This is a genomic window from Paludibacterium paludis, assembly GCF_018802605.1.
In the GTDB taxonomy this organism is placed as follows: Bacteria; Pseudomonadota; Gammaproteobacteria; order Burkholderiales; family Chromobacteriaceae; genus Paludibacterium; species Paludibacterium paludis.
Genome location: NZ_CP069161.1, coordinates 1,439,824 through 1,465,719 on the forward strand (window position 1 = coordinate 1,439,824; position 25,896 = coordinate 1,465,719).

Consider the following 25,896-nt stretch of genomic DNA (forward strand, 5'->3'; position numbering starts at 1 on the left):
GCGCAGTGTGACATGACAGCCTGATGTTCCGTGTCGTGGCGGAGCATCAGGCGCAACTTTTTTGGCAAAACCGTGACACAGACTGACAATCGCTTCCGTCGCCTGCTGGCCGCGCTCGACCATGAGTTCGCGCGGCCGGAACTTTTGCGTCAGGCGCTGACGCACCGCAGCTTCGGTACACCGAACAACGAACGCTTCGAATTCATCGGCGACAGCATCCTCAACTACACGGTGGCGCGCATGCTGTTCGACCGCTTCCCCGCTCTGACCGAGGGGGAACTGTCGCGGTTGCGCGCCAACCTCGTCAATCAGGGGACGCTCGCCGAAATCGCCCACGAGCTGGCGATCGGTGATTTCCTGTTCCTCGGCGAGGGCGAGCTCAAAAGCGGGGGCTTCAACCGTCCATCGATTCTGGCCGATGCGGTGGAGGCCACGTTCGCGGCGATCAGCTTCGACGCGGATTTTCTGGAAGCTGAGCGGGTGGTGCGCCGTCTGTATGCAAGCCGGGTCGAATCCATCGATCCGAAAAGCCACGCCAAGGACGCCAAGACCCGGCTCCAGGAAGCCCTGCAGGCCAGAAAACTGCCGCTGCCGCGCTACCGTATTCTGTCGCAGAACGGCGAGGCGCATGAGCAATGGTTCGTGGTCGCCTGCGACCTTGGCGATATCATGATCGAAACCCACGGCGAGGGCGGCAGCCGCCGCGCCGCCGAGCAACAGGCGGCCGAGAAAGCGCTGGCCGAGCTGGAGCAGAAGGCCCTTCCGGGGCGGAAGAAAAAATGAACGATACCCACGATTTTCACTGCGGCTTCGTCGCCATCGTCGGACGTCCGAATGTCGGTAAATCGACGCTGATGAATCACCTGATCGGGCAGAAGGTCAGCATCACCTCGAAAAAAGCCCAGACCACGCGGCATCGCGTCAATGGCATCCATACCGAGGCGGATGCGCAGTTCGTTTTCGTGGATACGCCGGGTTTTCAGACCTTCCACCGCAACGCGCTCAACGATGTGCTGAACAAGAGCGTGAAGGACACGCTCTCCAATGTCGATTGCGTGCTGTTCGTCATCGAGGCGATGCGCTGGACCGGCGCCGACCGCGAACTGTTGCCGCTGTTGCCGCGCAACACGCCGGTGCTGCTGGTGATCAACAAACTCGACAAGGCGAAAGACCGCGCTGCGCTGTCGGCGTTCATCGCCGAAGTCGAAGCGGAGTTCGCCTTCGCCGGCGCCGAGGTGGTCAGCGCCAAGCATGGCCAGCGCCTCGTCGAATTGCTGGACCGTGTCCGGCCCCATTTGCCCGAATCGCCGCCGCTCTATCCCGAAGACATGGTGACCGACAAGAGCGAACGCTTCCTCGCCGCCGAGATCGTCCGGGAAAAACTGTTCCGCTACCTCGGGGAAGAGCTGCCCTATTCGATGAACGTCGAGGTCGAGCTCTTCGAGACGGAAGAGAGCGGCATGCGGCGCATCCATGTCGCGATCCTAGTCGACAAGGAAGGGCAGAAGAGCATCGTCATCGGCAAGGGCGGCGAAAAACTCAAAAAAATCTCCACCGAGGCGCGCCTCGATATGGAAACCCTGTTCGACGGCAAGGTGTTCCTGCAGACCTGGGTCAAGGTCAAGAGCGGCTGGGCGGACGATGTGCGCTTCCTCAAGCAGTTCGGGCTTGACTGACGCCGGGGGCGCGGTTTCTCCATGAGTAGTCACGCCAGCAGCGGCAAGATCGATCGTCAGCCCGGTTATATCCTGCACGCGCAGCCGTATCGCGAGACCAGCCTGCTTCTGGACGTGTTCACGCGCGATCACGGCCGGGTGGCGCTGGTGGCGCGCGGCGCGCGGCGCCCCCGCGCCGAGCTGCGCGGTCTTTTGCTGCCCTTGCAACCGCTGGAGCTGTCCTGGTTCGGCAAGAACGAAGTGCGCACGCTGCACTCGGCCGACTGGACCGGCGGAGTCCCACAACTGGCGGGGCTCGCGCTGATCAGCGGTTTTTACCTCAACGAGCTGGTGGTCCGCCTGACCGCCCGTGACGATCCCCATCCCGATTTGTGGCCGGTGTTCGACCGCGCGGTGCGCTCGCTCGCCGGATCGCGTCCGCTTGCGGAAACCTTGAGGGTTTTCGAGCTGGGTTTGATTTCGTCACTTGGCTATGCTCCGGAGCTCAGGCAGGATTGTCACGGAGCGGCCGTGCGTGCGGACGCCGTCTATGTCTGCCGTTCGGGGCATGCCCCCGAGCCCGGGACAGACATGCCTCCTCCGCCGCAATCGGCCGAAATCGCCGGTGCCACTTTGCTGGCGATGGCCAATAATGATTTTTCCGATGAGCTGACGCGCCGTCAGGCGCGCGGCCTGATGCGTCTGATTCTGTCCGATCTGCTGGGCGGAGGGCGCCTGGCGACGCGCGATTTGCTGCAGGCGCTCAGCTTTTCCGGTGAACCCAACGATATAAAGGAATGAGCATGATTCTGCTGGGCGTGAACATCGACCATGTGGCGACACTGCGCAACGCGCGCGGAACCCGTTATCCGAGTCCGATCGAAGCGGCGCTGGTGGCCGAAACGGCCGGCGCCGATCTGATCACGCTGCACTTGCGCGAGGACCGTCGCCATATCCGCGATGCCGACGTCGCGGCCATGCGCGCCGTCATCAAGACCCGGATGAATCTGGAAATGGCGCTGACCGACGAGATGCTGGCCCACGCGCTGTCGGTCAAGCCCGACGATGTCTGCCTTGTCCCGGAAAAGCGCGAAGAAATCACCACCGAGGGCGGGCTTGACGTGTTACGCTATTTCGATCGCGTGGAGGCCTTCACCCGACGCCTCAATGAGGCCGGTATCCGTGTCTCGCTGTTCATCGATCCGGACCGCGCCCAGATCGAAGCGGCGCACAAGGCCGGCGCGGGTGTCATCGAACTGCACACTGGCGCTTACGCCGATGCCAAAACCCATGACGAACAGGCTGCGGAGCTGGAGCGGGTGCGCGAGGCGGCGGTTTTCGGCGCGGAGTTGGGCCTCGTGGTCAATGCCGGTCACGGCCTGTCCTATCATAATGTCAAGCCGGTGGCCGCGATTGCGCAAATCCGTGAACTGAACATCGGCCACGCGATCGTTGCCCAGGCGCTCTTCACCGGCTTTGCCGAGGCGGTGCGCCAGATGAAGGCCCTGATGATCGAGGCCCGTTCCGGCCGCGACGCATGATCCTCGGCATCGGCAACGATCTGGTCGAGATCGCCCGGATGAACGCGCTCGTGACCCGCTGGGGGGAGAAGGCGGGACGCCGCCTGCTCGCTCCGGTCGAAGAGGCGGATTTTCGGGCTGCCGCCGATCCGGCGCGTTTTCTGGCCAAGCGTTTCGCCGTCAAGGAAGCCTTTGCCAAGGCGATGGGCACCGGTCTGCGCGATCCGGTGCTGTGCACCCGCATCGGTGTCGTGCACGACACCATGGGCAAGCCGCAGTTGTGGCTGTCCGCCGAGGTCGCGCGCTTTGCCGCCGAACGCGGCGTGCTGCGCCACCATGTTTCGATCAGCGACGAGCGCCTGTACGCGCTGGCATTCGTCGTTCTGGAAGGAAGCCCCTCATGACCGATACCCTGTCCCTGCCGCGCGGCCCCGTGATGGTCGATGTGGCCGGCCTCGTCCTGACCGAGGAAGAGCGCCGCCGTTTATCCCATCCGCTGGTGGGCGGCGTGATCCTGTTCCGCCGCAATTTCGCCTCTGTCGCACAACTGGAGGCGCTGACCCGCGAGATTCATGCGATCCGCTCGCCGGCGCTGCTGATCGCCGCCGATCACGAAGGCGGACGTGTGCAGCGTTTTCTTGACGGATTCACCCGCTTGCCGCCGATGGCGCAGTTGGGCCGGATGTGGCACAGCGATCGCGAAGCGGCGATCGCCGAAGCGAAGAACACCGGCTACGTACTGGCCGCCGAGCTGCGCGCGGCCGGCGTTGACCTGTCGTTCACCCCTGTGCTGGATCTGGATCACGGCCGTTGCGCGGTGATCGGCAACCGCGCTTTCGATGCCGACCCCGCCGTGGTGGCCGAGCTTGCCTCGGCCCTGCTCGAAGGGCTGGCCGAAGGCGGCATGGGCAGCTGCGGCAAGCATTTTCCCGGACATGGCTGGGTCGAGGGGGATTCGCACCATGTCATCCCGAGCGACGAACGCGCGTTCGATGATCTGATGGCGCAGGACATCGTGCCATTCTCGAAGCTCGTCGCGGCGGGCCTGACCTCCGTCATGCCGGCGCACGTCGTTTATCCTTCCGTCGATCCGCTGCCGGCGGGGTTTTCCGCATTCTGGCTCAAGACCGTGTTGCGCGGACGCCTGGGATTCGACGGAGTGATTTTCTCCGATGACCTGTGCATGGAGGGCGCCGCGGGCGCCGGCGATATCGTCGATCGCGCCCGTGCGGCATTCTCCGCCGGCTGCGACATGGTGCTGGTGTGCAATCGTCCGGATCTGGCCGACCAGTTGCTCGCGCGGCTCGACGCCGATATCGCCCCGGAACTTGCCGGCCGCCTTGAGCGGATGGCGGGCAAGGATACGGCCGAAGTCTGGCGGGCGCGCATCCGGGATGCCGCCTTCGACGCCGCCCGCGAACGGGTTCGGCGCCTTGGCATGCCGGACGGGGCGCTTGCCGGTCCGGCGGTCGGCGAGGCTGTCTGAGTCAGGCGCGCCACAAGGTCGCGAGGAAACCGCTGCGCACGCCGCCCGCCGCGGCGTCGCTCGGTTCCTCGATACGATAGGCCGACTGGCGTGTCTCCCTGATCAACGGTTCGCCATATGGCGGACCGTCGTTTTTTCTCAACGCGGCCACGCGCGGTGCGTTCGGCTTGCTGCCGCGCGCGATGACCACACCGATTTCCCCGTTAGCGAGCCGCACGAAGCTGCCGGGCGGGTAGATGCCCATGCGCCGGATCAGTAATGTGGTGAAGGCGCTGTCGAATTCCGCATCCTTGCGCTGGTAAATCTGCCCCAATGCCGTGGCGGGCAGCATGGCCGCCCGGTACTTGCGTGGCGTGAGTTTGGCGCAGGCGATGTCCGCCATGTGCAGCAGATGCGCGGGTGGCAGTATCGCTTCCCGGGACAAACCAAAGGGATAGCCCCGGCCCGACCAGGATTCATGATGCGTTTGCACCAGGGTATGCCAGAATTCGTCCTGTACCCCGGCTTCGCGCAGGATGGCCGAGCCGAGCAGCGGATGGCTGCGCACGCTTTCACGCTGATCGTGGCTGAGCGTATCCGACTGGGCGAACAGCGCGTTCTGTTCTTCGACCTGGGCGATGTTCATGGTGAGCGCCGCGGCGATCAGGGTCTGCCGGTGATTGTCGGGCAGGCTCATGGTGTCGGTCAGGACCGCGAGCAGGCTGGCGGTATGCAGAGCGTGGGCCGGGGCGTATTCGCCGAAGGGAACCAGAAAAATCGAGGCGATCAGGGCGTCCGGCTGGGCGCGGGCAAGGTGGCGCAAGGTATCGGCCAGTTCGCGGACGGCGGATTCGAAGCGCGGCATGGCCAGCGGATGGTGAAGCAAGCCGCGGGTGCGTCGCAGCAGATAGCGCATCTCATCGAGAATATAAACCCGTTCGCCGCCATTTTCGGTCCACACGCGGGGGGGCGGAAGCTCCTCCTCCGGCGCTTCGACATAACCCAGGGTGGCCAGACGGGCTTTCTGCTCGGACGTAAGCACGTAATGGCCGCGCTTGAGCAGCAAAAAGCCGTTGCGGGCATAAACATCGACCGGCAAGGAGCGGCCGACTTCCAGAAGAGAGGCCTCGATGCGGGCCGTTTTAAGGGGTGGGGCGTCGTCCTGGCTCATTGAACTGTATTTTTCCGACAATTTTGGTGAATCCGCTGTCGTGGACATCCTAGAATGTCATTATCGTGAGATACGCGCGCGCCGACAATGCCGCGATGAACCGTCAATGCAAAGGAGTCTCGTCATGTCTCTCTTCACGGGAAAAACCGTCGCCCTGGTGGTGTGCCTGGCGTTGCCGTTTTCCGCTTGCGCGCTGGATAAGCCGGTGGGCAAACCGGTCCTGACCCTCAGCGGCAAAATCACCGTCCGCAATGAAACGGACAAGGCGGTGTTCGATATGGCCATGCTGGAAAAACTCCCTCAACGCAGTTTTTCCACCCATACCCCCTGGCACAAGGAAGCGCATACGTTCACCGGCCCCTTGCTCAAGGATGTGCTGGCGCAGGCCGGCGCGGAGGGGAAAAACCTCAAGGCTCTGGCGATCAATGATTACAAGACGCTGATTCCGGTCGAGGACGCCATGCGTTTTGACGTGATCATCGCGCGCCTGATGGACGGCAAACCGATGCCGGTTCGCGAAAAGGGGCCGCTTTTCATTATCTACCCGTTCGATTCGAGTGAGATGCTGCGTTCCGAACTTTACTACGGACGCTCCGCATGGCAACTGAAGGCTCTGATCATCGAATGAAATTGCGTATTCCGGAGGGTGGGCTGCACTTCCGGAGTTTCCGCCGCTGGGTGATCGCGATCGTTCTTGCGCTGGTCTCTGTGTTTGTCGCCATCACCTGGCTGCAATTCCGCCAGTTCGGCCTGCTCAGCGGCACCGCGCAATTCAGGGATGACAATACCAGCTGGAGTTTTTACCAGCTGGAAAACGAAGCGCTGAAATTCCTGATCACCTCGCGTGAAGCGCTGGCAAGCCCCGATGAGCCCGATATCGACGCGCTGACGGTGCGTTACGATATTCTGTATTCGCGGGTCGGTGTCGTTCAGCAAGGGCCGGGGCACCTGCTGATGGCCGGCGATGCCGCCTACGAGGGTACGATCGCCCGTCTGATGGCGCTATTGGATGCCGAACAGGCGTATTTTGCCGAGCAGGGCGCCAAACGCCTGACACGCGCCCAGTTGGCCGGAATGACCGAGCGGCTCGCGGCGATGGGCGAGGAAATCCATGATCTGACCCTGTCGGCGACCGCGCGCGCGGCGGCCCGAATCGACGAGCGCAATACGGCGATCCGCGATCAGGTCAAGGCGAGCCTCGCCCTGACTATTGTCCAGTGCCTGCTGATTTTCCTGTTCGCCTGGATCGCCATGCGGCAATTGCGCATGCTGACACGCCGCCAGGAGCAACTGGAGACCCTGGCGCGGGAACTGGAGGAAAAGGGGCTTGAGGCCCGTCTCGCCAATCGCGCGAAAACCGCTTTCCTCGCCAATATGAGTCATGAGATCCGTACGCCGCTCAATGGCATGCTCGGCATGCTGGCACTGCTCAAGGACACGCCAACCAGCGCCGAGCAGGATGATCTGATCGATACGGCCCGGGAGGCCGCCGAACATTTGCTGTCGTTGCTGAACAATATTCTCGATTTGTCGCGCATGGAGTCGGCCAAGCTCGAGGTCGTGCCGATACCAACGGATCTGCCGCTGCTGATCCGTCAGGTCGAGGGACTGATGACCCGTCAGGCGGTCGCCAAGGGGCTGATGATGACGGTGTCGGTGGACGGGAGTGTGCCGCAATGGGTGCAGGTCGATCCGACACGTCTGCGCCAGATCCTGTTCAATCTGCTGCACAATGCCATCAAGTTCACCGAGCGTGGCGCGGTCATGCTCAATGTCGAGGCCTCGAAGCTCGGTGACGGGCGAGACGAAGTCCGGCTCATCGTCGCCGACACCGGAATCGGCATGGACGACGCCACGCGCCAGAGGCTGTTCCAGCGCTTCACCCAGGGCGATTCCTCGACCATGCGCCGGTATGGTGGCAGTGGCCTGGGACTGGAGATTTCCCGCAGTCTTGCGCGGCTGATGGACGGGGACATTATTGTGCAAAGCGAAGAGGGGAAGGGCAGTGTGTTTACGGTGGCATTGCCGCTTTCCCATGCCGACGCTCCTGTATTCACCGATGTCCAGCCCGATGACAGTCCGCTTCCGGTTCGCGGGTTGTCGATTCTGGCGGCCGACGATAATCCGGTCAATCGCAAGTTTCTCGCCGGCATCCTCAAGAAACTCGGCCATCGGGTCCAGTTCGCCCAGCATGGCGCGGAAGCCGTGGCGCTGGCGGCCTGCGAGCCGTTCGATGTCATCCTGATGGATCTGCACATGCCGGTGATGGACGGCATGGAGGCGCTGGCGGAAATCCGCCGGTTGCCGCCGCCGCTGTGCTCCGTGCCGGTGGTGGCCGTGACAGCCGATGCCTTCGCGGAAACGCGCGACCGGGTCATGGCCGCCGGAATGGACGGTTTTTTGAGCAAGCCCCTCGACGTGGAGGCGTGTCGGCGGGTTCTGGCCGAGTTGTGTTCCGCGGGCAGGGATGTCATGGACGTGGTCGACGCGCAGCCCGGTTCCTCCGATGGCGATGCGCCGCCGGCCTGGCTGGATGCGGCGACGGCCGGGGAGTTGCTGGAAGTGCTGGGGCGCGACAGCTATGCGGATCTCCTGGAGACGTTTTTCCGGGTGGAGAACCCGACAGCGGAGCTGGGCGAGGCTTTGTCCGGCGGCGACGTTGTCCGGCTCAGGGACAGGGCCCACGCGCTCAAGGGATCCGCGCTAAATCTTGGCTTGTCGGATATCGGAAATCTGGCCCGGGATATCGAGCAGGCGGCGCGTCAGGGCCGGATCGACGGAATCGAAGGGCGAATCGTCGCGCTCGGGGCGGCCTGGGATGACACCCTGGCCGCCGCCCGGCGCGACGGATGGATCGGCGGCTAGCGCGGCAGATCGTTCCAGACCTTCTGCAATCGCTTGAGCGACACCGGGTAGGGGGTCTTCAGTTCCTGGGCGAACAGCGAAACGCGCAGTTCCTCTATCTGCCAGCGGAACGCCAGCAGGGCTTCGGACGGCGTGTCTTCGCTGTTGACTCGGGCTTCCCAGCTATCCCACAACTGGCGGATCTCCTGAGCGCGCTGGCCATCCCGTTGCGGATTGGCCGGTTGCTTGTCCATGCGCAACGCCATCGCTTTCATGTAACGGGGCAGTTGCGACAGCTGCGCCCAGGGCGTCGCCGCCAGGAATCCCTTGTAGACCAGGCGGTCAAGCTGCAGCTTCAGATCGGCGCCGATGCGGTGGCGCGGCAGTTTCTGGCTTAGCGCATGGTATTCGGCGGCGATCTGCGCGAGATATTGCGTCACGGCCTGGGTCACCGCCGGCAGGCGGGTGCGGGCCCGGGACTTCTGGTCGTTGAAGGACTTCTCGTCGCGCGGCGGCTCGTCCTCGCCGATGAAGGCGCGGTCGCAGATGGCGTCCAGCGCGTCGCGCATCAACTCGTCGGCATTGCACACCCCGCGCAGTTGCAGGGCGATCTGGGTGATGCCGGGCAGACCTTTCCCAAGCTGTTTCATCTGCTCTTTGAGCTGCAGCTGCAGCAGCCTGACCACGCCGCGCCGATGCGCCGCGTCCGCCGCCTCGCGCGTATCGAACAGGCGGATGGCGACCCGGTCGTCCTCCAGACTCAGCGCGGGGTAACCTGTCAGTTGCTGCCGTCCTCGGGCGAACTGCAGGCTTGCCGGCAAGGCTCCGAAATCCCAGGTTTTGACATCGTCGCGCTCGATATCGAGCGTGGTGTCGCGGAACGTCAGTTGGGCGGCCTGGCCGAACTGGCGCTGCAGTGCGCCAAGGTCCCGGCCCATGCCGATTTCCTGCTTGCCGTCGTCGATGACGCGGAAATTGCAACGCAGGTAGTCGGGCAAGCCATCGTCGGAAAAGTCGTCGATGGTGACTTTCTGCCCGGTTTCTCGGCGGACGAATTCGGCCAGTTGCGGCAGCAGCGGCGCCGCGCGATCCGGTTCGGACGACAGAAAACGCGTGATGAAATCCGGAACGGGCACGCAGGCGCGGCGCAGTTCCTTGCGCAGCGATTTGACGAGCGCCTGAAGTTTCTCCCGGAGCATGCCCGGCACCAGCCAGTCGAATGTCGCTTCGTCAAGCCGGTTGAGGATGGCCAGCGGCACATCGAGGGTCACGCCGTCCAGCACATGCCCGGGTTCGAACCGGTAGCGCAGGCGCAGTCGGCCGTCCACGTGCTCGAGCCATTCCGGGAACTGGTTTTCCGTGACGTGCTGCGCGGCGTGCCGCATCAGCTCTTCGCGGGTCATGAACAGCAGGCGCGGTTCGGTTTTCTCCGCCTCGGCGCGCCAGGCTTCGAAACCGGCCGCATCGACCACGTCCGCCGGCACGCGTTCGTTATAGAAGGCGAACAGCGCCTCTTCGTCGACCAGCACGTCCTGGCGCCGGGCCTTGTGCTCGAGCTGCTCGACATCGCGGATGAGCTGCTGGTTGCGCTGGAAGAACGGGGCGCGGGTCGCGTAGTCCATGGCCACCAGCGCGCCGCGGATGAACAGTTCGCGCGCCTCTTCGGGGGCGATGCGCCCGTAACTGACCGGGCGGCGAGGCACCAGCGTCAGTCCGTACAGGGTGACGCGCTCGCTGGCGACCACTTCGCCGCGGCTCTTTTCCCAGCGCGGCTCGAAGTAATGGCGCTTGATGAGGTGCGGCGCGAGCGATTCGATCCATTCCGGTTCGATCCGTCCGACACAGCGCGCGTAAAGGCGGCTGGTTTCGACCACCTCGGCGGCGACCAGCCACTTGGGCTTGCCTTTTTTCAGTCCCGAGCCGGGAAAAATCAGGAAATGGCTGCCGCGCGCGCCGAGGTACTCGTCGCTTTCCTGGGTTTTCATGCCGACATTGCCGATCAGGCCGGTCAGCAGCGCCTTGTGCAGGTTTTCGTAGTCGGCCGCCTCGCGCGCCTGGCGCTGTTTAGGGGTCAGGCCGGACAGATCGGCGGCGGGCGCCGGCGCGGTTTTCAGCCCCATCTCGTTGGCGATCTCGCGCAATTGCCCGTGCAGTTCGCGCCACTCGCGCATGCGCAGCCAGGACAGGAAATGCTCGTGACAGAGATTGACCACCTGACGGTTGGAGCTCTTGTGACGCAGCGCGTCGTCGAAGAAGTGCCACAGGTTCAAGTACCCGAGAAAATCCGAGCGCTCGTCGGCGAAGCGCGCCTGGGCCCGTTCGGCGGCGTCGCGCGCTTCGAAGGGGCGCTCGCGCGGATCCTGGATGGACAGCGCCGAAGCGATGATCAGCATCTGGTCGAGGCAGCCGCGCTCGGCGGCGGCGAGCAGCATGCGGCCCACGCGCGGGTCGACCGGAATGCGCGCGAGCTCCTTGCCGACCGGTGTCAGTTCGTTCTTGTCGTTGACGGCGCCCAGTTCGGTGAGCACCTGATAGCCGTCGGCGACGAGGCGCGAGGAGGGCGGTTCGATGAAGGGGAACTCGTCGACGCGCCCAAGGCGTAGCGATGCCATGCGCAGGATCACCGCCGCGAGGTTGGAACGGACGATTTCCGGGTCGGTGAACGCCGGGCGGGCGGCGAAGTCCTCTTCGCTGTAAAGGCGCACGCAGATGCCGGCCTCGACGCGGCCGCAACGGCCGGCCCGCTGGCGCGCGGCGGCCTGGGCGATCTTTTCGATCTGCAGCTGTTCGACCTTGGCGCGCGGGCTGTAGCGGTTGATGCGCGCCAGGCCGGTGTCGATCACATAGCGGATGCCCGGCACGGTCAGGGAGGTTTCGGCGACGTTGGTGGCGAGCACGATGCGCCGTCCGCCCGATGGCCGGAAAATCTTCTGCTGGTCCTCATGGCCCAGGCGCGCGAACAGCGGCAGGATCTCGTAGCCGTTCAGGCGCGCCTTGCGCAGCTTTTCCGCGGTTTCGCGGATTTCCCGCTCCCCGGGCAGGAAAACCAGGATATCGCCCGGACCCTGGCGCGAAAGCTCGCCGGCCGCGTCGACCACGGCGTCTTCCATTTCCATTTCCCGCTCGTCCTCGTCGCGCTCTTCAAGCGGGCGATAGCGGATTTCCACCGGATAGGTGCGTCCCGAGACTTCGATCACCGGAGCGTTGTCGAAGTGTTTCGAGAAGCGTTCCGCATCGATCGTGGCCGAGGTGATGATGATTTTCAGGTCGGGGCGGCGCGGCAGCAACTGCTTGAGGTAGCCCAGCATGAAGTCGATATTGAGGCTGCGCTCGTGCGCTTCGTCGATGATGATCGTGTCGTAGGCTTCCAGATAGCGGTCGGTCTGGGTTTCCGCCAGCAAAATGCCGTCGGTCATCAGTTTGACGACGCTGCGTTCGGACAAGCGGTCGGTGAAGCGGACCTTGAAGCCGACGTGTTCGCCGAGCTCCGAGCCGAGTTCCTGGGCGATGCGCGCCGCCACGGAGCGCGCGGCAAGGCGCCGCGGCTGGGTGTGGCCGATCAGCCCATGAATGCCGCGTCCCAGTTCCAGGCAGATTTTGGGCAGCTGGGTGGTTTTGCCCGACCCGGTTTCGCCGCACACGATGGTGACCTGATGCCGGGCGATGGTATCGCGGATCGTTTCGCGTTTCTGATTGACCGGCAGATCCTGATCGAAAGTGGGGACGGGCAGGGCGGCGCGGCGCGCCTGAACGCGCGAAACCGAGCGCTCGATGCGCGCGGTGATGTCGGCGAGCAGCCGGTCGTGCGGAGCGTTCTTGCGAAGTTTGTCCTCAAGATCCCGGATCAGGCGCCGGATCGGATGGCGATCGCGCAGCAGGCAGTCCGCGAGGGCGGACTTGAACGCGGCGACGGGGTGGGAAGCGGTCATGGAAGTCTAAAGAGCGGTGCGTTCGTAAAAGCCGAAGTATACCACTGTCCGGCCGGGTATTTCTTGGGGTATCGGGAGCTGGAAGGCTACACTGGCATTATGGGAGACCGTGTCCGCCCGCTGCCCTGATCGAGGAGCCCGACCATGATGACGTTCCTGACCGGCCGCTGTCTGTGCGGCGCCATCCACTATCGGGTGTCCGGGCCGCCCCTGACGGTCGACCATTGTCATTGCGCCAGTTGCCGCAAGGCCAGCGGCGCCCCGTTCGTCACCTGGTTCACGGCGAGGGCGTTCGATGTGGACTGGCGCGGCGCGCCGCTCGCCTGGTATGTCTCTTCAGTGGGGGCGGAAAGGGGGTTTTGCGGGCGCTGCGGCTCCACGCTGGCTTATCGCCATGACGCGGAACCCGAGGAAATCGACATCACGGTCGCCACGCTCGATCATCCGCAGTCCCTGACTCCTGAGCACCACCTTTGCTGGCGCGAACACCTGCCGTGGGTCGAACCGGACACGCTCGGGCGACTGCCGCTGTTCGAGGGAACCAAGGACAACGCCATCTACCGGCAGACCCGCCGTCACAGCAGGGGTGACTCCGACGTGACGATGCCGTCCTCGTCGGCGTAGAGCCAGTGCCCGGGGACGAAACGGACGCCGGCGAACACCACCTGAACATCGCTTTCCCCGCCGCCGCGCTTCACGGATTTGAGCGGATGGGTGGCCAGTGCGCGCACGCCAAGCGGCAATGCGGCAAGCGCGACCGAGTCGCGGATGCAGCCATTGATGACCACGCCCGCCCAGCCATTTTTCACGCCAAGCTCGCCCAGCTGGTCGCCCAGCAGCGCGCAGCGCAGCGAACCGCCTCCGTCCACCACCAGCACGCGTCCGCGTCCCGCTTCGGAGAGCCGTTCGCGCACCAGCGAGTTGTCCTCGAACAGCTTGAGCGTGGCGATCTCGCCGCAAAAGCGCGGCCGTCCGCCAAAACGCAGGAAAACCGGACTGGCGATACCCAGCTTCTCGGAGAAGGCATCGCACAGATCGCTGGTCATGAATTCCGTCATCGTTACCTCCTCCTTGCCGTCACCGGGTCAGTTCAGCCGCAGCGGGACGAACAGGGTATTGTCCATGCGCCGCACGAGCAGCGCGATATTGCCGCGCGAGTCGGCCAGCGCCTTCTCGAACTGCTTCACGGTGGCGACCTTGGTCTGGTTGACACCGATGATGATGTCGCCGTGCTGCAATCCGGAACGCGCGGCCACGCCTTGCGCCTTTTGCACCAGGAGTCCGCCGGACAGGCCGAGCTGCTGGAGCTGGGCGGCGCCCAGTTCGGCCACGGTGAGTCCGAGTTTGCCGAACTGATAGCTTTGCCCCTGCGGCCCATCGGCCGGCATATCCTGGATGGTTTCCTGCGACAGTTCGCTCAGGACCGCATCGAGATTCTTTTCCTGGCCCTTGCGCCAGACGAGCAGGCTGATCTTGTTGCCCGGTTTCATCGTTCCGATCACCACCGGCAGCTCGCGCGAACTCTCGATGGCCTTGTCGTTGACCTTGAGGATGATGTCGCCGGCCTGGAGTCCCGCCTTGTCGGCCGGTCCGCCCGGTTCGACCCGTACCACCAGCGCGCCGTGCGCGCCGCCAAGGCCGAAGGATTGCGCGAGCGGCTGGCTGACTTCCTGGACATTCACGCCCAGTTGCCCGCGGCTGACCTTGCCCTTGGCCTTGATCTGGTCGGCCACGCCAATGGCGAGGTCGATGGGAATGGCGAAGGAAATGCCCATGAAACCGCCCGAACGGCTGTAGATCTGCGAGTTGATGCCGACCACTTCGCCTTTCAGATTGAACAGCGGGCCGCCCGAGTTGCCGGGGTTGATCGCGACGTCGGTCTGGATGAAGGGCACGTAGTTCTCGTCGGGCAGGCTGCGGCCCTTGGCCGACACGATGCCGGCCGTCACCGAGTTCTCGAAGCCGAAGGGCGCGCCGATCGCCGCGACCCATTCGCCGACCTTCAGCTGGGTGGGGTCGCCGATTTTCACGGTCGGGAGGCTCTTGGCGTCGACTTTCAGCACCGCCACATCCGTACGCTTGTCAAGACCGATGAGCCGCGCCTTCAGTTCGCGCTTGTCCGTCATCATCACCTTGATTTGCGGACTGCCCTGCACGACGTGTGCGTTCGTCATGATGTAGCCGTCCTCGCTGATGATGAAGCCCGAGCCGAACGATACGCCTTCGTTCGGACCGTCCTGGGGACCCGGCTGTTGGGGCTGCTGCGGGATCAGCCGACGGAAGAAATCGTAGAGGGGGTCGTCCTCGGGAATCGAGAAGGGCAGTTCCGGCTGGGGTTGTCCGCTCTCTACCCGGTTCGCCTGGATGTTGACGACCGCCGGACCTTCGCGGTCGACGAGCTGGGTGAAGTCCGGCAGCAGCATCGCGACACGGCCGTTTTCCTGGGCGGGAATGGCGACCGGCGCGGGCTGTTCCTTCTTGAAGAAGCGCTCGACCTTGTCGCAGCCCGTCAGGGCCGAGGCGGTCAACGTTGCCACCAAGAGAGTGCGAAGACAGATATTCACCAGATCGTCCTTTTTCCGTGGAGCCAGGAGAAACTACGTGGTGGCATCCTTCCGGTGTTTCAAGTTTGCGAAGTTAGCCTGATTGTATCAGAGCCTTCATCATAGCGGTTTGGCGGGATATTCACACAGGGCGCTGATCGGGCAGCGCTCGCACTCCGGACGACGCGCCTTGCAAATATACCGGCCGTGCAGGATCAGCCAGTGGTGCGCGTCGAGACGGAACTCCGCCGGCACCACCTTCATCAGTTTGTCCTCGACCGCGCGCACATCCTTTCCCGGTGCGAGCCGCGTGCGGTTCGCCACCCGGAAAATGTGCGTGTCCACCGCGATCGTGGGTTGGCCGAACGCGGTGTTGAGCACGACGTTGGCGGTCTTGCGTCCGACCCCGGGCAGCGCTTCGAGCGCTTCGCGGTCGGCGGGCACTTCGCCGCCATGCTTTTCCAGAAGCAGCCGGCAGGTGGCGATGACATGGCGCGCCTTGGAGCGGAACAGGCCGATGGTCTTGATGTATTCGCAAAGGCCGTCCTCGCCGAGCGCGAGGATGGCCTCGGGCGTGCCCGCGACCGGAAAGAGCCGTCGCGTCGCCTTGTTGACGCCGACGTCGGTGGCCTGGGCGGACAACAGGACCGCGATCAGCAGCTGGAACGGGGTGCCGTATTCGAGCTCGGTGGTCGGATGCGGATTGACATCGCGCAGAATGCGAAAAATGGCCTGGCGTTTTTCCGGGTTCACTCGGGGTCCTTCGGTGAGGTGCGGGCCGCGTCGCGCTCCGCCCGCAAGGCGGCGGCGCGTTCCATCGCGGCGCGGATCAGCGCGGTTTTGTCATCGGCGGCCGGCGCCGCGCCGCGCGCTTCCCGGGCGCGCTCCATCGCGCGGCGGATCACTTCGTCGCGGTCGGCCGCGGCCGGCGCGACCGCAGCCGGGGCGGCCACCCGGGGGGCCGCCGGAGGCACCGCGGCTCGGCGGGCCAGGCGGAGGGCTTTTTCTTCCCTGTCGCGCGCCTGTCGCCGCTGCCGGTATTCGTAGCGGTATTCGGCCTGGCGGGCCCGGGCGAGCAGGCGCTCCCGTGTTTCGTCGTTCGGGTCGTCCACCGGCACAAGATCGATGCAGTCCACCGGACAGGGGGCGATGCATAATTCGCAGCCGGTGCACTCGGCGGCGATGACCGTGTGCATTTTCTTTGCGGCGCCGACGATGGCGTCCACCGGACAGGCCTGGATGCACAGTGTGCAGCCGATACAGGTGTCCTCGCGGATCACCGCCAGCGCGCGCGGCCTGGGTTGGGGCCCGCCCGGGTCGAACGGAATCGCCTCGACGCCGAGCAGCCCGGCCAGCGCGCGGATGCCCTCCGTGCCTCCCGGTGGGCAACGGTTAACGGCCTCGCTCCCTTGCGCCAGCGCTTCGGCATAGGGAAGACAGCCAGGATGCCCGCACTGGCCGCACTGGGTCTGCGGCAAAAGGGCGTTGATCCGGGCAACGAGGCTGGGGTTGGCTGACATGGCGGACGGTTCTGTGTCGAAACCTGTCATTATCCGTGCTGGAGGGACGCCGTTCAACTCCCGGATCCGCGCGTCAGTCCAGCAGCGTTTGCGACAGGTGGGTCTGCAGTTTGCGCGCCTGGCGCAAGGCCTCGCGCAGGATACGGTGCTCCAGCGCAGTGAGGGCATCCGGATCGATGAGGTTATCGGGTGTCCGATCGTTTTCCAGCTGCCCGATCTGGTGCCTCAGGCGCATTTCCTGGATGAAGCGGAAGCTGTCCGCCCAGGCTTCCGCGTCCCGTTCCGGGAGATCCAGTATGCGCGAGGCCTGCGCCAGCCGGTCCAGGGTGCGGGTGGCGGGGCAACTGGCCGACAAGGCGAGAATGCGCGCGCCATCGACGAAAAACCGCGCAACGTCGTCCTTCAGGTCGAGCAGGCCGCGGCTGGGCTGGATGCGTCCCATCCATCCGAGCGGCGGGCGGCGGCGCAATACCAGATCGGCCATGCCGCGGATACAGCGCGTGGTCCGGTGAAAATCGCCCTGGATGCGTTCGCGCAGCTGGTCGGCAAGGAGTCCGTCGCCCCATACGGCGCGCAGATCGAAATAACCGTTGGCCGTGTCGATGGTTTCCGGAGAGGGATGGTGGATCCAGTCGCCGAACGCGCGCTGCCATTCCTCGACGGTCAGGCAGTGGTTGTCCGCGCCGGCCATGGTGCCCTGCGGACACAGCGGTATGCCGCAGCGCGACAGCATGGCGTTGATTTCCCTGGCTCGCGACATCGCCCAGCCCCGGTGCTCGGTGAGTTTGGCCGGTTCGTCGACGGCGATGATCAATCCGTTGTCCTGGTCGCTGGCGAACGTTTGTTCGAGTCGTCCTTCGCTGCCGAAGGCCAGCCAGCAGATCCGGATGCCGAGTTCCTCCGCCCCGGCGAAGCCCAATTCACACAATCGGCCGGTCAGACGGTCGGTGAGCGTGGCGACCAGCCGCGTGACCGCGTCGGCCTCCATGCCCTGGCGCAACAGCACAAGGGCGAGCTGCCGGATATCGCGGGCGATGCCGATCAGTTCCTCTTCGTCCCGGCTTGCCGCCAGCCGCGCCAGCAGTTCATGAAAATCCAGCCGGGTCAGGCGGTAGAGGTCCTGTTCGGTGACGATGCCGGTCAACACGGCGTCATCGCAGACCATCAGGTGCCTCGCCCGGCCCCCGGCGAAATGCAGGACGGCTTCGGAGGCGAGCGTGCGGTCGGGAAGGAGGGTAATGTCGGTGCGCATGACGCGCGACAGCGGGGTGGTCAGCGGGGTCGATGTCAGCATCAATTCCGGGAGCTGTTCCTGGCAGACCAGTCCGACCGGATTTCGCTTGGCATCGACAATGCCCACCGCGCCGATGCGATCGCGCCTGAACAGTTTGAGCGCGTCGGCGAGGCTGTCGTGCGGCGCGAGACATGGCGGCGGTCCGTCGAGCAGTTGGCGCAACGGGCTTTGCAGCGCGGCCTGCAACGCGGCCCCCGGCCGCGACAGTTCGCGCGAGCGGGTCAGCAGGCTGGCCAGCCGCCGCGTGCAAAAGTCGCTGAAGGCCGGAACGCTGGTCATGACCTCCCTGAACGCTTCCACGGTCAGGCCGGCCAGCCGCGTGTCGCATTCGGCGACGTAGCGGTTGGAAGCCGCCCGCTCCGCCAGGGCCGCGCCAAGGGGAAACATCTCGCCGCCGGTGAGGGTGGCGAAGCGCTGGTGCCGGAGCGCGTCCTCGGCCTGCACCACGCCTTCGAGCACGATCCATACCGTATCGGGTATTCCCGAGTCGGGAGACAGGATGCATTCTCCGGCGCGCACGCGCCGCTCCCGGAGCCGGACAAGCAATGCGCCGAGCGCCTCCTCGGGCATGCTGGCGAACGGCTCGTGCGGGGCGAGAAGGCGCCGCCAGGCGGGATGGATGTCGCTATCGGCAACCTGGGTCATGAACGTGTCTCGCGAAACGTGATGTTTTTATCATAGCCGCCCGCCGGCAAAGGGCCAGCGGGCCGACGGCTTCATTGGCCGAAGGTGAAGGCATAGGCTTCCAGACCGGTATCGTCGGTGCGGATGTCGAGCACACCGGTTTTGGCGGTTTTCTGGTCGATGAGCTCATAAAGCGCGTGGCGCGCCACCGTCAGCCTGCCCCCGGGCGCATCCTTGCCGGCAAGGCTCCCCACCGGAAATCCGTTGAGTGTCAGTGTCGCGCGCACCGGAGTTCCCTTTCTTGAGCCGAGCACCAGAAACACTTTGCGTGCCTTGAAATTGAGCCTCAGCACCGCCCCCTTGCCCGCGGAGGCTAGGTTTTCCGGGCCGCTGGACCAGACGCCGCCCAATGCCCAGTTGTCGTGCGGCAGGATGTCGGGCAGCCGGTAATGTCCCTCCCTGTCGCGCGCCAGGGATTCCGTGCCGCCGAACCGGTTGGTGCGCTCGTAACCCAGATAGGTTTCCGGTGTCTGGTCCTGCGAATAGGATGGCGGCTCGGGTTTTGCGCCGGGGTCGGGTTTCAGGCCCAACTGGGCGCGGATGGCGTTTTCCGTGACATCGTAGCGCCCCTCGCCAAAATGGGTGTAGACCACCCGGCCCGCGCGGTCGATCAGGTAGTGCGCCGGCCAGTAACGGTTGCCGAAGCGGTTCCAGGTCTCCATGGAGTTGTCCAGCGCCACCGGATAGCGGATGCCATACTGCGACAGGGCGGCGCGCACATTGTCCGGCTGTTTTTCGAAGTCGAATTCCGGCGAGTGTACTCCGATGATCGTGAGCCCCTTGTCGCGGTATTTTCTGTCCCAGGCGGACAGATAGGGCAGGGTGCGCACGCAGTTGACACAGGAGTAGGCCCAGAAGTCGATCAGCACCACCCGTCCGCGCAATGCCTGCAACGTAAGGGAGGGGCTGTTGAGCCAGGTCGATAGGCCGGCCAGTTCCGGGGCGGAGTAGGGGGCGACCGCGCCCGCCGGAGCCGCGGCCGGGGCGAGACACAGGACGAAGGCAAGGCTCAGGGCCGGGATCGGCCGGAAGAAAGCCATCATGGCATTGTCAACTTTTTGTCCGGAACAAAGTTCAGGGTAGCACCGTTGTTGCCGTAACGCAGCCCCGATGGCGGGGGCCATCGTCGAAAATATGCCCCTGGTGCCCGCCGCAGCGGGCGCAGTGGTACATCCCTTTGCGCTTTTCCCCGATCAGCGGGCTGGTGTACGGCGGTTCCGTGCCTTCTTCGCGCAGTACATGGTATTGCGCGGGCGTCACCGTTTTTTCCATTCCTCGTCGCTTAACGCCAGGCGGCCGACGTTTTACGCCGGGTCGTCGGACAACAGGGCGGGAGCGGGCAGCAGACCCACGCCGCCAGCCATGCGCGCCAGGAAGCGCCTCCTGTTCATGTCATCGCCCTCCTTGTCGGCTGTATAGGCGAGCCCGCCTGGCTGAAACCCGGAAAAAAGCCCGGCGCATGGCCGGGCAGGGACAGGTCGTTTCCGGTGGGAAGCTCAGTTGGCGGCTTCCTGCAGCTGGGCGAGGATTTGCGGATTCTCCAGCGTGGAGACGTCCTGCACGATTTCCTCGCCGCGCGCCAGCGAGCGCAACAGGCGGCGCATGATCTTGCCCGAACGGGTCTTGGGCAGGTTCTCGCCAAAGCGGATCTCGTCCGGTTGGGCGATTTTGCCGATCTCGTGCGCCACCCACTGTTTCAGGTTGTCGGCGACCTTGCGCGCCTCGTCGCCGGAAGGTCGGGATCCCTTGAGCACCACAAAGGCCACGACCGCTTCGCCCTTGATGTCGTGAGGTTTGCCCACCACGGCGGCTTCGGCGACCAGCGGATTGGCAACCAGCGCCGATTCGATTTCCATGGTGCCCAGCCGGTGTCCGGAAACGTTGAGTACGTCGTCGATGCGGCCCATGATCCAGAAATAGCCGCTCTCGTCGCGATGCGCCGAATCGCCCGCCAGGTAGTACTTGCCCTCGAATTCGTCGGGGAAGTAGGTTTTCCGGAAGCGGTCGGGGTCGCCCCAGATGGTGCGCACCAGACTCGGGAACGGTTTTTTGATCACCAGGAATCCGCCCTTGCCCGGTTCGACCGGCGCGCCGGACTCGTCGACGATGTCGGCCATGATGCCCGGCAGCGGCAACGTGCAGGAGCCCGGTTTGGTCGGTACCGCGCCCGGGGTCGGGGCGATCATCGCCGATCCGGTTTCGGTCTGCCACCACGTGTCGACAATCGGGCAGCGGCCGCCGCCGACCACTTCGTAATACCACATCCAGGCTTCCGGATTGATCGGCTCGCCCACCGTGCCCAGCACGCGCAGGCTCGACAGGTCGTATTTCGCCGGCAGGTCGGCGCCCAGCTTGATCAGCGAACGGATGGCGGTCGGCGCGGTATAGAAGATCGACACCTTGTGCTTCTCGATCATGCGCCAGAATCGGCTGGCGTCCGGATAGGTCGGCACGCCTTCGAAAATCACCTGAGTCGCGCCATGTCCGAGCGGGCCGTAGGTGATGTAGGAGTGCCCGGTGATCCAGCCCACATCCGCCGTGCACCAGTACACGTCGTTGGGCTTGTAATCGAAAATCCAGCGGAAGCTGTTGAGCGCCCCCAGCAGGAAGCCCGCGGTGGAGTGCTGGATGCCTTTGGGTTTGCCGGTGGAGCCTGAGGTGTAAAGGATGAACAGGGGGTCTTCGGCGTTCACCCATTCGGGCTCGCATTCTTCGGCCTGGCCTTCGATCAGCTTGTGCCACCAGACATCGCGGCCTTCCGTCCACTTGGATGCGCCGTTGTTGGTGCGCTGGTAGACCACCACACTGGAGACCGATTCGCAGCCGCCAAGCTCGAAGGCTTCGTCGGTGGTCGCTTTCAGGGCCACGGTCTTGCCGCCGCGCAGTCCTTCGTTGGCGGTAATGACCACCTTGGCGCCGGCATCCTGCACCCGGTCGCGCAAGGCGCCCGCCGAGAAACCGCCGAACACCACCGAATGGATGGCGCCGATGCGGGCGCAGGCCTGCATCGCGACAATCGCTTCGATGACCATCGGCATGTAGATCACCACGCGGTCGCCCTTCGCGACGCCAAGGCTCTTGAGGCCGTTGGCGAACTGGCAGACGCGCCGGTGAAGTTCCGAATAGGTGACACGGGTCACCTCGCCGTCGTCCGCTTCGAAAATCAGCGCGATCTTGTTGGCGTTCAATGGCAGGTGACGGTCAAGGCAGTTGTAGGAGACATTGAGCACGCCATCGTCGAACCATTTGAAGAAAGGGGCGTTGCTGTCGTCCAGTACCCGTGAGAACGGTTTTTTCCAGGCGATCAACTCGCGCGCCAGATCCCCCCAGAACGACAGATAGTGGTCGTCCGCCTGTTCGCACAGGGCGTTGTACGCTTCCATGCCGGAGATCTGCGCCTTGCGGCGGAAATCGTCGGATGGCGGGAAGCTGCGGGTTTCCTTGAGGATCGACTCGATGGTGGACATTGACATCTCCTTTGTTGCTATCGTGTTGGCGGCCCGTCCGCCTACCGCCGGACGGGCTCGATACGTTTAATGCTTGGAGGCGCCGGTTGCGCCGATGCCGGTCATGGCTCGGACGAACTGTGCCGTGAAGCGGGATTTCTCTTCTTCGGCCTGGCGCGAGGTGTCCAGAACCGAAATCAGCCAAGTGCTGACGAACGCCAGTGTCATGGAAATGATGGCCGGGTTCTTGTACGGGAAGAGGGGGGCCTTGTTGTGCAGGACATCGACCCAGACCGTCGGACCCAGCACGATCAGCACCACCGCGCTGATCAGACCGATAAAGCCGCCGATCACCGCGCCGCGGGTTGTGAGACCTTTCCAGAACATCGACAGGAAAAGCACCGGGAAGTTGGCCGAGGCGGCGATCGAGAAGGCGAGGCCGACCATGAAGGCGATGTTCTGCTTCTCGAACACCAGTCCCAGCACGATGGCGACGACGCCGAGCACCAGCGTGGTGATTTTCGACACGCGGATTTCATCAGCCTCGTTCGCTTTCCCTTGCTTGAAAACCGAGGCGTACAGGTCGTGGGACACCGCCGAGGCGCCGGACAGGGTCAGACCCGCGACCACCGCGAGGATGGTGGCGAAGGCCACGGCGGAGATGAAACCCCAGAACAGATCGCCACCCACCGCATGGGACAGGTGGATCGCCGCCATGTTGTTGCCGCCGATCAGTTGGGTGACTGTTTTGCCATCCTTGACGATGGTTTCGGTGAAACCCGGCTGATTGAGAACCAGCATGATGGCGCCAAAGCCGATGATGAAGGTCAGGATGTAGAAGTAGCCGATGAAGCCGGTCGCGAAGAATACCGATTTGCGGGCTTCGCGGGCGTCGGCCACGGTGAAGAAGCGCATCAGGATGTGGGGCAGGCCGGCCGTACCGAACATCAGGGCCAGTCCCAGCGAAATCGCGTCGATCGGATTGGAGGCCAGTCCGCCGGGCGACATGATCGCCGCGTGTTTCGGATGCACTTCGGTGGCGGTGCGGAACATCGTTTCAAGGCTGAAACCGGCGCTCTTGAGCACCATGAACGCCATGAAGGTGGCGCCGGAGAGCAGCATGACCGCCTTGATGATCTGTACCCAGGTGGTGGCCAGCATGCCGCCGAACATCACGTAGAGCACCATCAGCACGCCCACGGAGATCACCGCGGTGGAGTAGGGCATGCCGAACAGCAGCTGGATCAGCTTGCCGGCGCCCACCATCTGGGCGATCAGGTAGATGGACACGGTGACCAGCGTGCCGGTGGCCGCGAACGAGCGCACCGGTGTCTGCTGCAAGCGATAGGAGGCCACGTCGGCGAAGGTGAATTTGCCGAGGTTGCGCAGCCGTTCGGCGACGAGGAACAGGATGATCGGCCAGCCGACCAGGAAGCCCATCGAGTAGATCAGGCCGTCGTAGCCTTTTTCATACACCATGGCGGAAATGCCCAGGAACGAAGCGGCCGACATGTAGTCGCCGGCGATGGCCAGCCCGTTCTGGAATCCGGTGATGCCGCCGCCGGCCGCGTAGAAGTCGCTGGCCGAACGGGTGCGCCGGGCCGCCCAGTAGGTGATGCCCAGCGTGGCGGCCACGAAGAGCAGGAAGATCACGATCGCGGTGGTATTCACCGGCTGTCGTTTGACTTCACCGGCGACGGCATCCGCGGCCGCGGCGAAAACAGGGAGCAGTGCCAGGGGCATGCCCCACCACAGGGAGCGGGTTTTCATCAGCGCGACTCCTCGATGATTTGCTGGTTGAGCTGGTCAAATTCGCTGTTCGCCTTGCGCACGTACACCCCGGTCAGGGCGAAGGCGGCAAGGATGATGAAGATGCCGACGGGAATACCCAGCGTAATGGCGGATCCCTGGAAGAGCGGAGTGCCCAGGGTCTTCGGCGAAAAGGCCAGTGTCAGGATGAATCCGTAATAGACAACCAGCATGATGATGGACAGTTTCCAACCCAGACTTGTCTTCTTGTGGACAAGTTCGATGAACTTGGGATTGGACTGTACTTTCTTGAGCACATCCTCGTTCATAGCATCCTCCTTTTGTAGTCAGCGCCGCTGCGGGCCGCTTGTCATGAAACATAATGGAGCGCGAAAGTCCGTGGCTAATCGCATTTTTTGATCGGAATAATTTGTGAATGTAATGATGCGATGCAAAAATTGATCAAATACAAGCCTTTGCGATGGTGTTTGTGCTCTATTTGTGTTTGCCAAACCGGGGATTTTTCAACTGTTTTAATGGACAGGGGGCTTGTAAATGACACCGGACTCGTCCGAGAATGGGAGGGCGGCCGGATAATAAAAAGACTTGGGGCGCGACCCCCTTGTCATTGCATCGAGGACAGCAGTCTGGATGGAAATCTATCAGTTGAGAACCTTCGTCACTGTCGCGCAGCAGGGGCACCTGACCCAGGCGGCGGAGCTGTTGCATTTGTCTCAGCCGGCGGTGACCGCGCAGATCAAGGCGCTGGAGGAGGAAATCGGCATGCCCCTGTTCGAACGCACGACCGGGGGCGTTACGCTGACTCTGGCCGGCCAGGAGCTGCTGCCGCGCGCTCAGTCCATCCTGGCTTCGGCGCGCGACATCCTCAATCATGCCCGCGGTCTGAAAGGACAGGTGGCGGGCAAAGTGCAGATCGGCATCACGCTGACGCCCGAAACCCTGCGTATCGGACCGTGGGTGGCCTCCCTCATCGCGCGCTATCCGCTGCTTGACCTGCGTCTTCAGCACGGAGTGACCGGCGACATCCTCAATCTTGTGCGCAAGAAAGAACTGGACGGCGGTTTTTTTCTTGGCAAGAACCCCTACGTCAATGTCCACACGCTCAGGCTGGGCGTTTTGTCATGGGTATTGGCGGCGCCTCCCGACTGGGGCGCGAAGGTGGAGGGGGCGAATGCCAGGGAGCTTGGCAAGTTGCCGTGGATCGGCATTTCGCAGTTTTCCAGCCTGTCGCGCATTACCTCCGAGCTATGGCGCGACATGAATATCTCGCCGCGCAAGGCGGTCGAATGTGACCATCTCGCCTCGATCCAGGCTCTCGTATCGGCCGGCGTCGGCCTGGCGCTGGTTCGTGAAGACGAGGCCATGACCAGGGCGGCGGCGGGCGATCTGTGCATCGTTCCGGGCTACCGGCGCGAATCGGACCTGCAGTTCGTTTACCCGGCGGATCGGGAAGGCGACCCTCTGCTGGCCATCCTCCTCGACGAAATGGCGCGAGTCTGGGAGATGTCCCCCGCGCCGGCATCCGGACGCTAAGCGGAGCACACCATGGACAGAATCCTGTGCGGCAAGAGCTGGGAAAACTATTGGCAATCGGTCAGGCACACCCATCAGCGCTGGTTGTCGGCGCAGCAGGACATGTTCCGGACCTGGACCGCGGCCTGGCATTCCGGTATGGCCGGCGAAGGGGAGGCGATGAATCGCCATCTGGACGGGGGGCTGACCGCCGGGATGGCGCTGGTGCAGGCTCAGGCCGATGCCCAGCGGGATCTGATGTTGCTGGCGGAGAAGGCGCTGGCCGAGTTTCATGCGCGTATGCTGTCGTCGTGGCAGCCCGCCGACCATCCCCCTCTCGACGCGGTGCGCGCCGCCATGCGGGTCGGTCAGGTTTCGTCGACGGCGGTGTCGCGCATGTCGCGCCAGGTCGGCCATTTCGCCGCCACCAACCTTTCCCAGGCGACCCTCAACGCCACGCGCCAGATGCAACGCGCGCTGCACCCTTCCCGGCGCGGCAAATAACCCTTTCCGCTACCGGGTGTATCGCCGGCCGGAGGGCGG

At 64.1% G+C, this 25,896-nt stretch carries 23 protein-coding genes; 11 read left to right on the forward strand and 12 right to left on the reverse strand.

The genetic code is table 11. The annotated features are described in order from the left end of the window. The first annotated feature begins 72 nt into the window (after positions 1 to 72). The 6 genes from rnc to nagZ are packed head-to-tail and all read left to right on the forward strand — an operon-like array spanning position 73 to position 4,661. The gene (gene rnc, locus JNO50_RS06600) at positions 73 to 783 is read left to right on the forward strand and encodes a ribonuclease III (RefSeq protein WP_189531060.1); all 711 of its coding nucleotides are present in this window, start codon (positions 73 to 75) and stop codon (positions 781 to 783) included. Next, entirely contained in the window at positions 780 to 1,676 is an 897-nt protein-coding gene (gene era / locus JNO50_RS06605; RefSeq protein ID WP_189531058.1) for a GTPase Era, read from the forward strand. The genes rnc and era overlap by 4 nt, the downstream gene beginning before the upstream one ends. A 21-nt stretch (positions 1,677 to 1,697) precedes the next feature. Next, on the forward strand, positions 1,698 to 2,456 hold the full coding sequence (gene recO, locus JNO50_RS06610) for a DNA repair protein RecO (RefSeq protein ID WP_189531056.1): 759 nt from the start codon (positions 1,698 to 1,700) through the stop codon (positions 2,454 to 2,456). 2 nt (positions 2,457 to 2,458) lie between these two features. Beyond that, positions 2,459 to 3,196 carry a pyridoxine 5'-phosphate synthase gene (gene pdxJ / locus JNO50_RS06615; RefSeq protein WP_189531331.1) on the forward strand — a complete coding sequence of 246 codons (738 nt, stop codon included), beginning with the start codon at positions 2,459 to 2,461 and terminating at the stop codon, positions 3,194 to 3,196. Then, entirely contained in the window at positions 3,193 to 3,579 is a 387-nt protein-coding gene (gene acpS / locus JNO50_RS06620; protein ID WP_189531054.1) for a holo-ACP synthase, read from the forward strand. Before pdxJ ends, acpS begins: the two co-directional genes overlap by 4 nt. Beyond that, on the forward strand, positions 3,576 to 4,661 hold the full coding sequence (gene nagZ / locus JNO50_RS06625; protein WP_189531052.1) for a beta-N-acetylhexosaminidase: 1,086 nt from the start codon (positions 3,576 to 3,578) through the stop codon (positions 4,659 to 4,661). Before acpS ends, nagZ begins: the two co-directional genes overlap by 4 nt. Position 4,662: 1 nt before the next feature. On the opposite strand, the gene JNO50_RS06630 is transcribed toward nagZ, so the two are convergent. Beyond that, on the reverse strand, positions 4,663 to 5,811 hold the full coding sequence (locus JNO50_RS06630) for an HD-GYP domain-containing protein (protein WP_189531050.1): 1,149 nt from the start codon (positions 5,809 to 5,811) through the stop codon (positions 4,663 to 4,665). A 124-nt stretch (positions 5,812 to 5,935) separates the two neighbouring features. Here JNO50_RS06630 and JNO50_RS06635 point away from each other — a divergent pair, with 124 nt between their 5' ends. Together JNO50_RS06635 and JNO50_RS06640 are read left to right on the forward strand one after the other, a co-directional pair. Next, entirely contained in the window at positions 5,936 to 6,439 is a 504-nt protein-coding gene (locus JNO50_RS06635) for a putative pterin-binding protein (RefSeq protein ID WP_189531048.1), read from the forward strand. Continuing rightward, positions 6,436 to 8,676: an ATP-binding protein gene (locus JNO50_RS06640; protein WP_189531046.1), complete on the forward strand. Its 2,241-nt coding sequence runs from the start codon at positions 6,436 to 6,438 to the stop codon at positions 8,674 to 8,676. The genes JNO50_RS06635 and JNO50_RS06640 overlap by 4 nt, the downstream gene beginning before the upstream one ends. On the opposite strand, the gene hrpA is transcribed toward JNO50_RS06640, so the two are convergent. Continuing rightward, positions 8,673 to 12,584 (reverse strand): ATP-dependent RNA helicase HrpA, encoded by a 3,912-nt coding sequence (gene hrpA / locus JNO50_RS06645; protein WP_189531044.1) that lies wholly within the window; start codon positions 12,582 to 12,584, stop codon positions 8,673 to 8,675. The genes JNO50_RS06640 and hrpA overlap by 4 nt on opposite strands. A gap of 144 nt (positions 12,585 to 12,728) precedes the next feature. Between hrpA and JNO50_RS06650 the strand changes: the two genes are divergently transcribed. Continuing rightward, positions 12,729 to 13,208: a GFA family protein gene (locus tag JNO50_RS06650; RefSeq protein WP_229804468.1), complete on the forward strand. Its 480-nt coding sequence runs from the start codon at positions 12,729 to 12,731 to the stop codon at positions 13,206 to 13,208. Here JNO50_RS06650 and rraA read toward each other — a convergent pair. The 10 genes from rraA to JNO50_RS06700 all read right to left on the reverse strand — a co-directional run bounded on the left by rraA (position 13,160) and on the right by JNO50_RS06700 (position 24,149). Continuing rightward, positions 13,160 to 13,642 (reverse strand): ribonuclease E activity regulator RraA, encoded by a 483-nt coding sequence (gene rraA, locus JNO50_RS06655; protein WP_189531041.1) that lies wholly within the window; start codon positions 13,640 to 13,642, stop codon positions 13,160 to 13,162. The two genes, JNO50_RS06650 and rraA, sit on opposite strands and share 49 nt — an antisense overlap. A gap of 27 nt (positions 13,643 to 13,669) precedes the next feature. Next, positions 13,670 to 15,148, reverse strand: coding sequence for a DegQ family serine endoprotease (locus tag JNO50_RS06660; protein ID WP_189531039.1), 1,479 nt, complete (start codon positions 15,146 to 15,148; stop codon positions 13,670 to 13,672). Between the two features lie 99 nt (positions 15,149 to 15,247). Continuing rightward, on the reverse strand, positions 15,248 to 15,880 hold the full coding sequence (nth, locus tag JNO50_RS06665; RefSeq protein ID WP_189531038.1) for an endonuclease III: 633 nt from the start codon (positions 15,878 to 15,880) through the stop codon (positions 15,248 to 15,250). Further along, the gene (gene rsxB / locus JNO50_RS06670; RefSeq protein ID WP_229804465.1) at positions 15,877 to 16,647 is read right to left on the reverse strand and encodes an electron transport complex subunit RsxB; all 771 of its coding nucleotides are present in this window, start codon (positions 16,645 to 16,647) and stop codon (positions 15,877 to 15,879) included. Before rsxB ends, nth begins: the two co-directional genes overlap by 4 nt. Before the next feature lie 73 nt (positions 16,648 to 16,720). After that, a complete protein-coding gene (locus tag JNO50_RS06675) occupies positions 16,721 to 18,586 on the reverse strand; it encodes a DUF294 nucleotidyltransferase-like domain-containing protein (RefSeq protein ID WP_189531034.1) in 1,866 nt (621 codons plus the stop codon). A 71-nt stretch (positions 18,587 to 18,657) separates the two neighbouring features. After that, positions 18,658 to 19,668 carry a thioredoxin family protein gene (locus tag JNO50_RS06680; protein ID WP_189531027.1) on the reverse strand — a complete coding sequence of 337 codons (1,011 nt, stop codon included), beginning with the start codon at positions 19,666 to 19,668 and terminating at the stop codon, positions 18,658 to 18,660. Between the two features lie 31 nt (positions 19,669 to 19,699). Further along, positions 19,700 to 19,885 carry a peptide-methionine (R)-S-oxide reductase gene (locus JNO50_RS06685; protein ID WP_215796512.1) on the reverse strand — a complete coding sequence of 62 codons (186 nt, stop codon included), beginning with the start codon at positions 19,883 to 19,885 and terminating at the stop codon, positions 19,700 to 19,702. Between the two features lie 236 nt (positions 19,886 to 20,121). Beyond that, a complete protein-coding gene (gene acs, locus JNO50_RS06690; RefSeq protein WP_189531025.1) occupies positions 20,122 to 22,092 on the reverse strand; it encodes an acetate--CoA ligase in 1,971 nt (656 codons plus the stop codon). 66 nt (positions 22,093 to 22,158) lie between these two features. Next, the gene (locus JNO50_RS06695) at positions 22,159 to 23,841 is read right to left on the reverse strand and encodes a cation acetate symporter (protein WP_189531023.1); all 1,683 of its coding nucleotides are present in this window, start codon (positions 23,839 to 23,841) and stop codon (positions 22,159 to 22,161) included. Further along, positions 23,841 to 24,149: a DUF485 domain-containing protein gene (locus tag JNO50_RS06700; RefSeq protein WP_189531021.1), complete on the reverse strand. Its 309-nt coding sequence runs from the start codon at positions 24,147 to 24,149 to the stop codon at positions 23,841 to 23,843. Before JNO50_RS06700 ends, JNO50_RS06695 begins: the two co-directional genes overlap by 1 nt. A gap of 322 nt (positions 24,150 to 24,471) precedes the next feature. Here JNO50_RS06700 and JNO50_RS06705 point away from each other — a divergent pair, with 322 nt between their 5' ends. Together JNO50_RS06705 and JNO50_RS06710 are read left to right on the forward strand one after the other, a co-directional pair. Next, positions 24,472 to 25,374 carry a LysR family transcriptional regulator gene (locus JNO50_RS06705; protein WP_189531019.1) on the forward strand — a complete coding sequence of 301 codons (903 nt, stop codon included), beginning with the start codon at positions 24,472 to 24,474 and terminating at the stop codon, positions 25,372 to 25,374. Between the two features lie 12 nt (positions 25,375 to 25,386). Next, positions 25,387 to 25,857 carry a hypothetical protein gene (locus tag JNO50_RS06710; RefSeq protein WP_189531017.1) on the forward strand — a complete coding sequence of 157 codons (471 nt, stop codon included), beginning with the start codon at positions 25,387 to 25,389 and terminating at the stop codon, positions 25,855 to 25,857. The last annotated feature ends 39 nt before the right edge of the window (positions 25,858 to 25,896 follow it).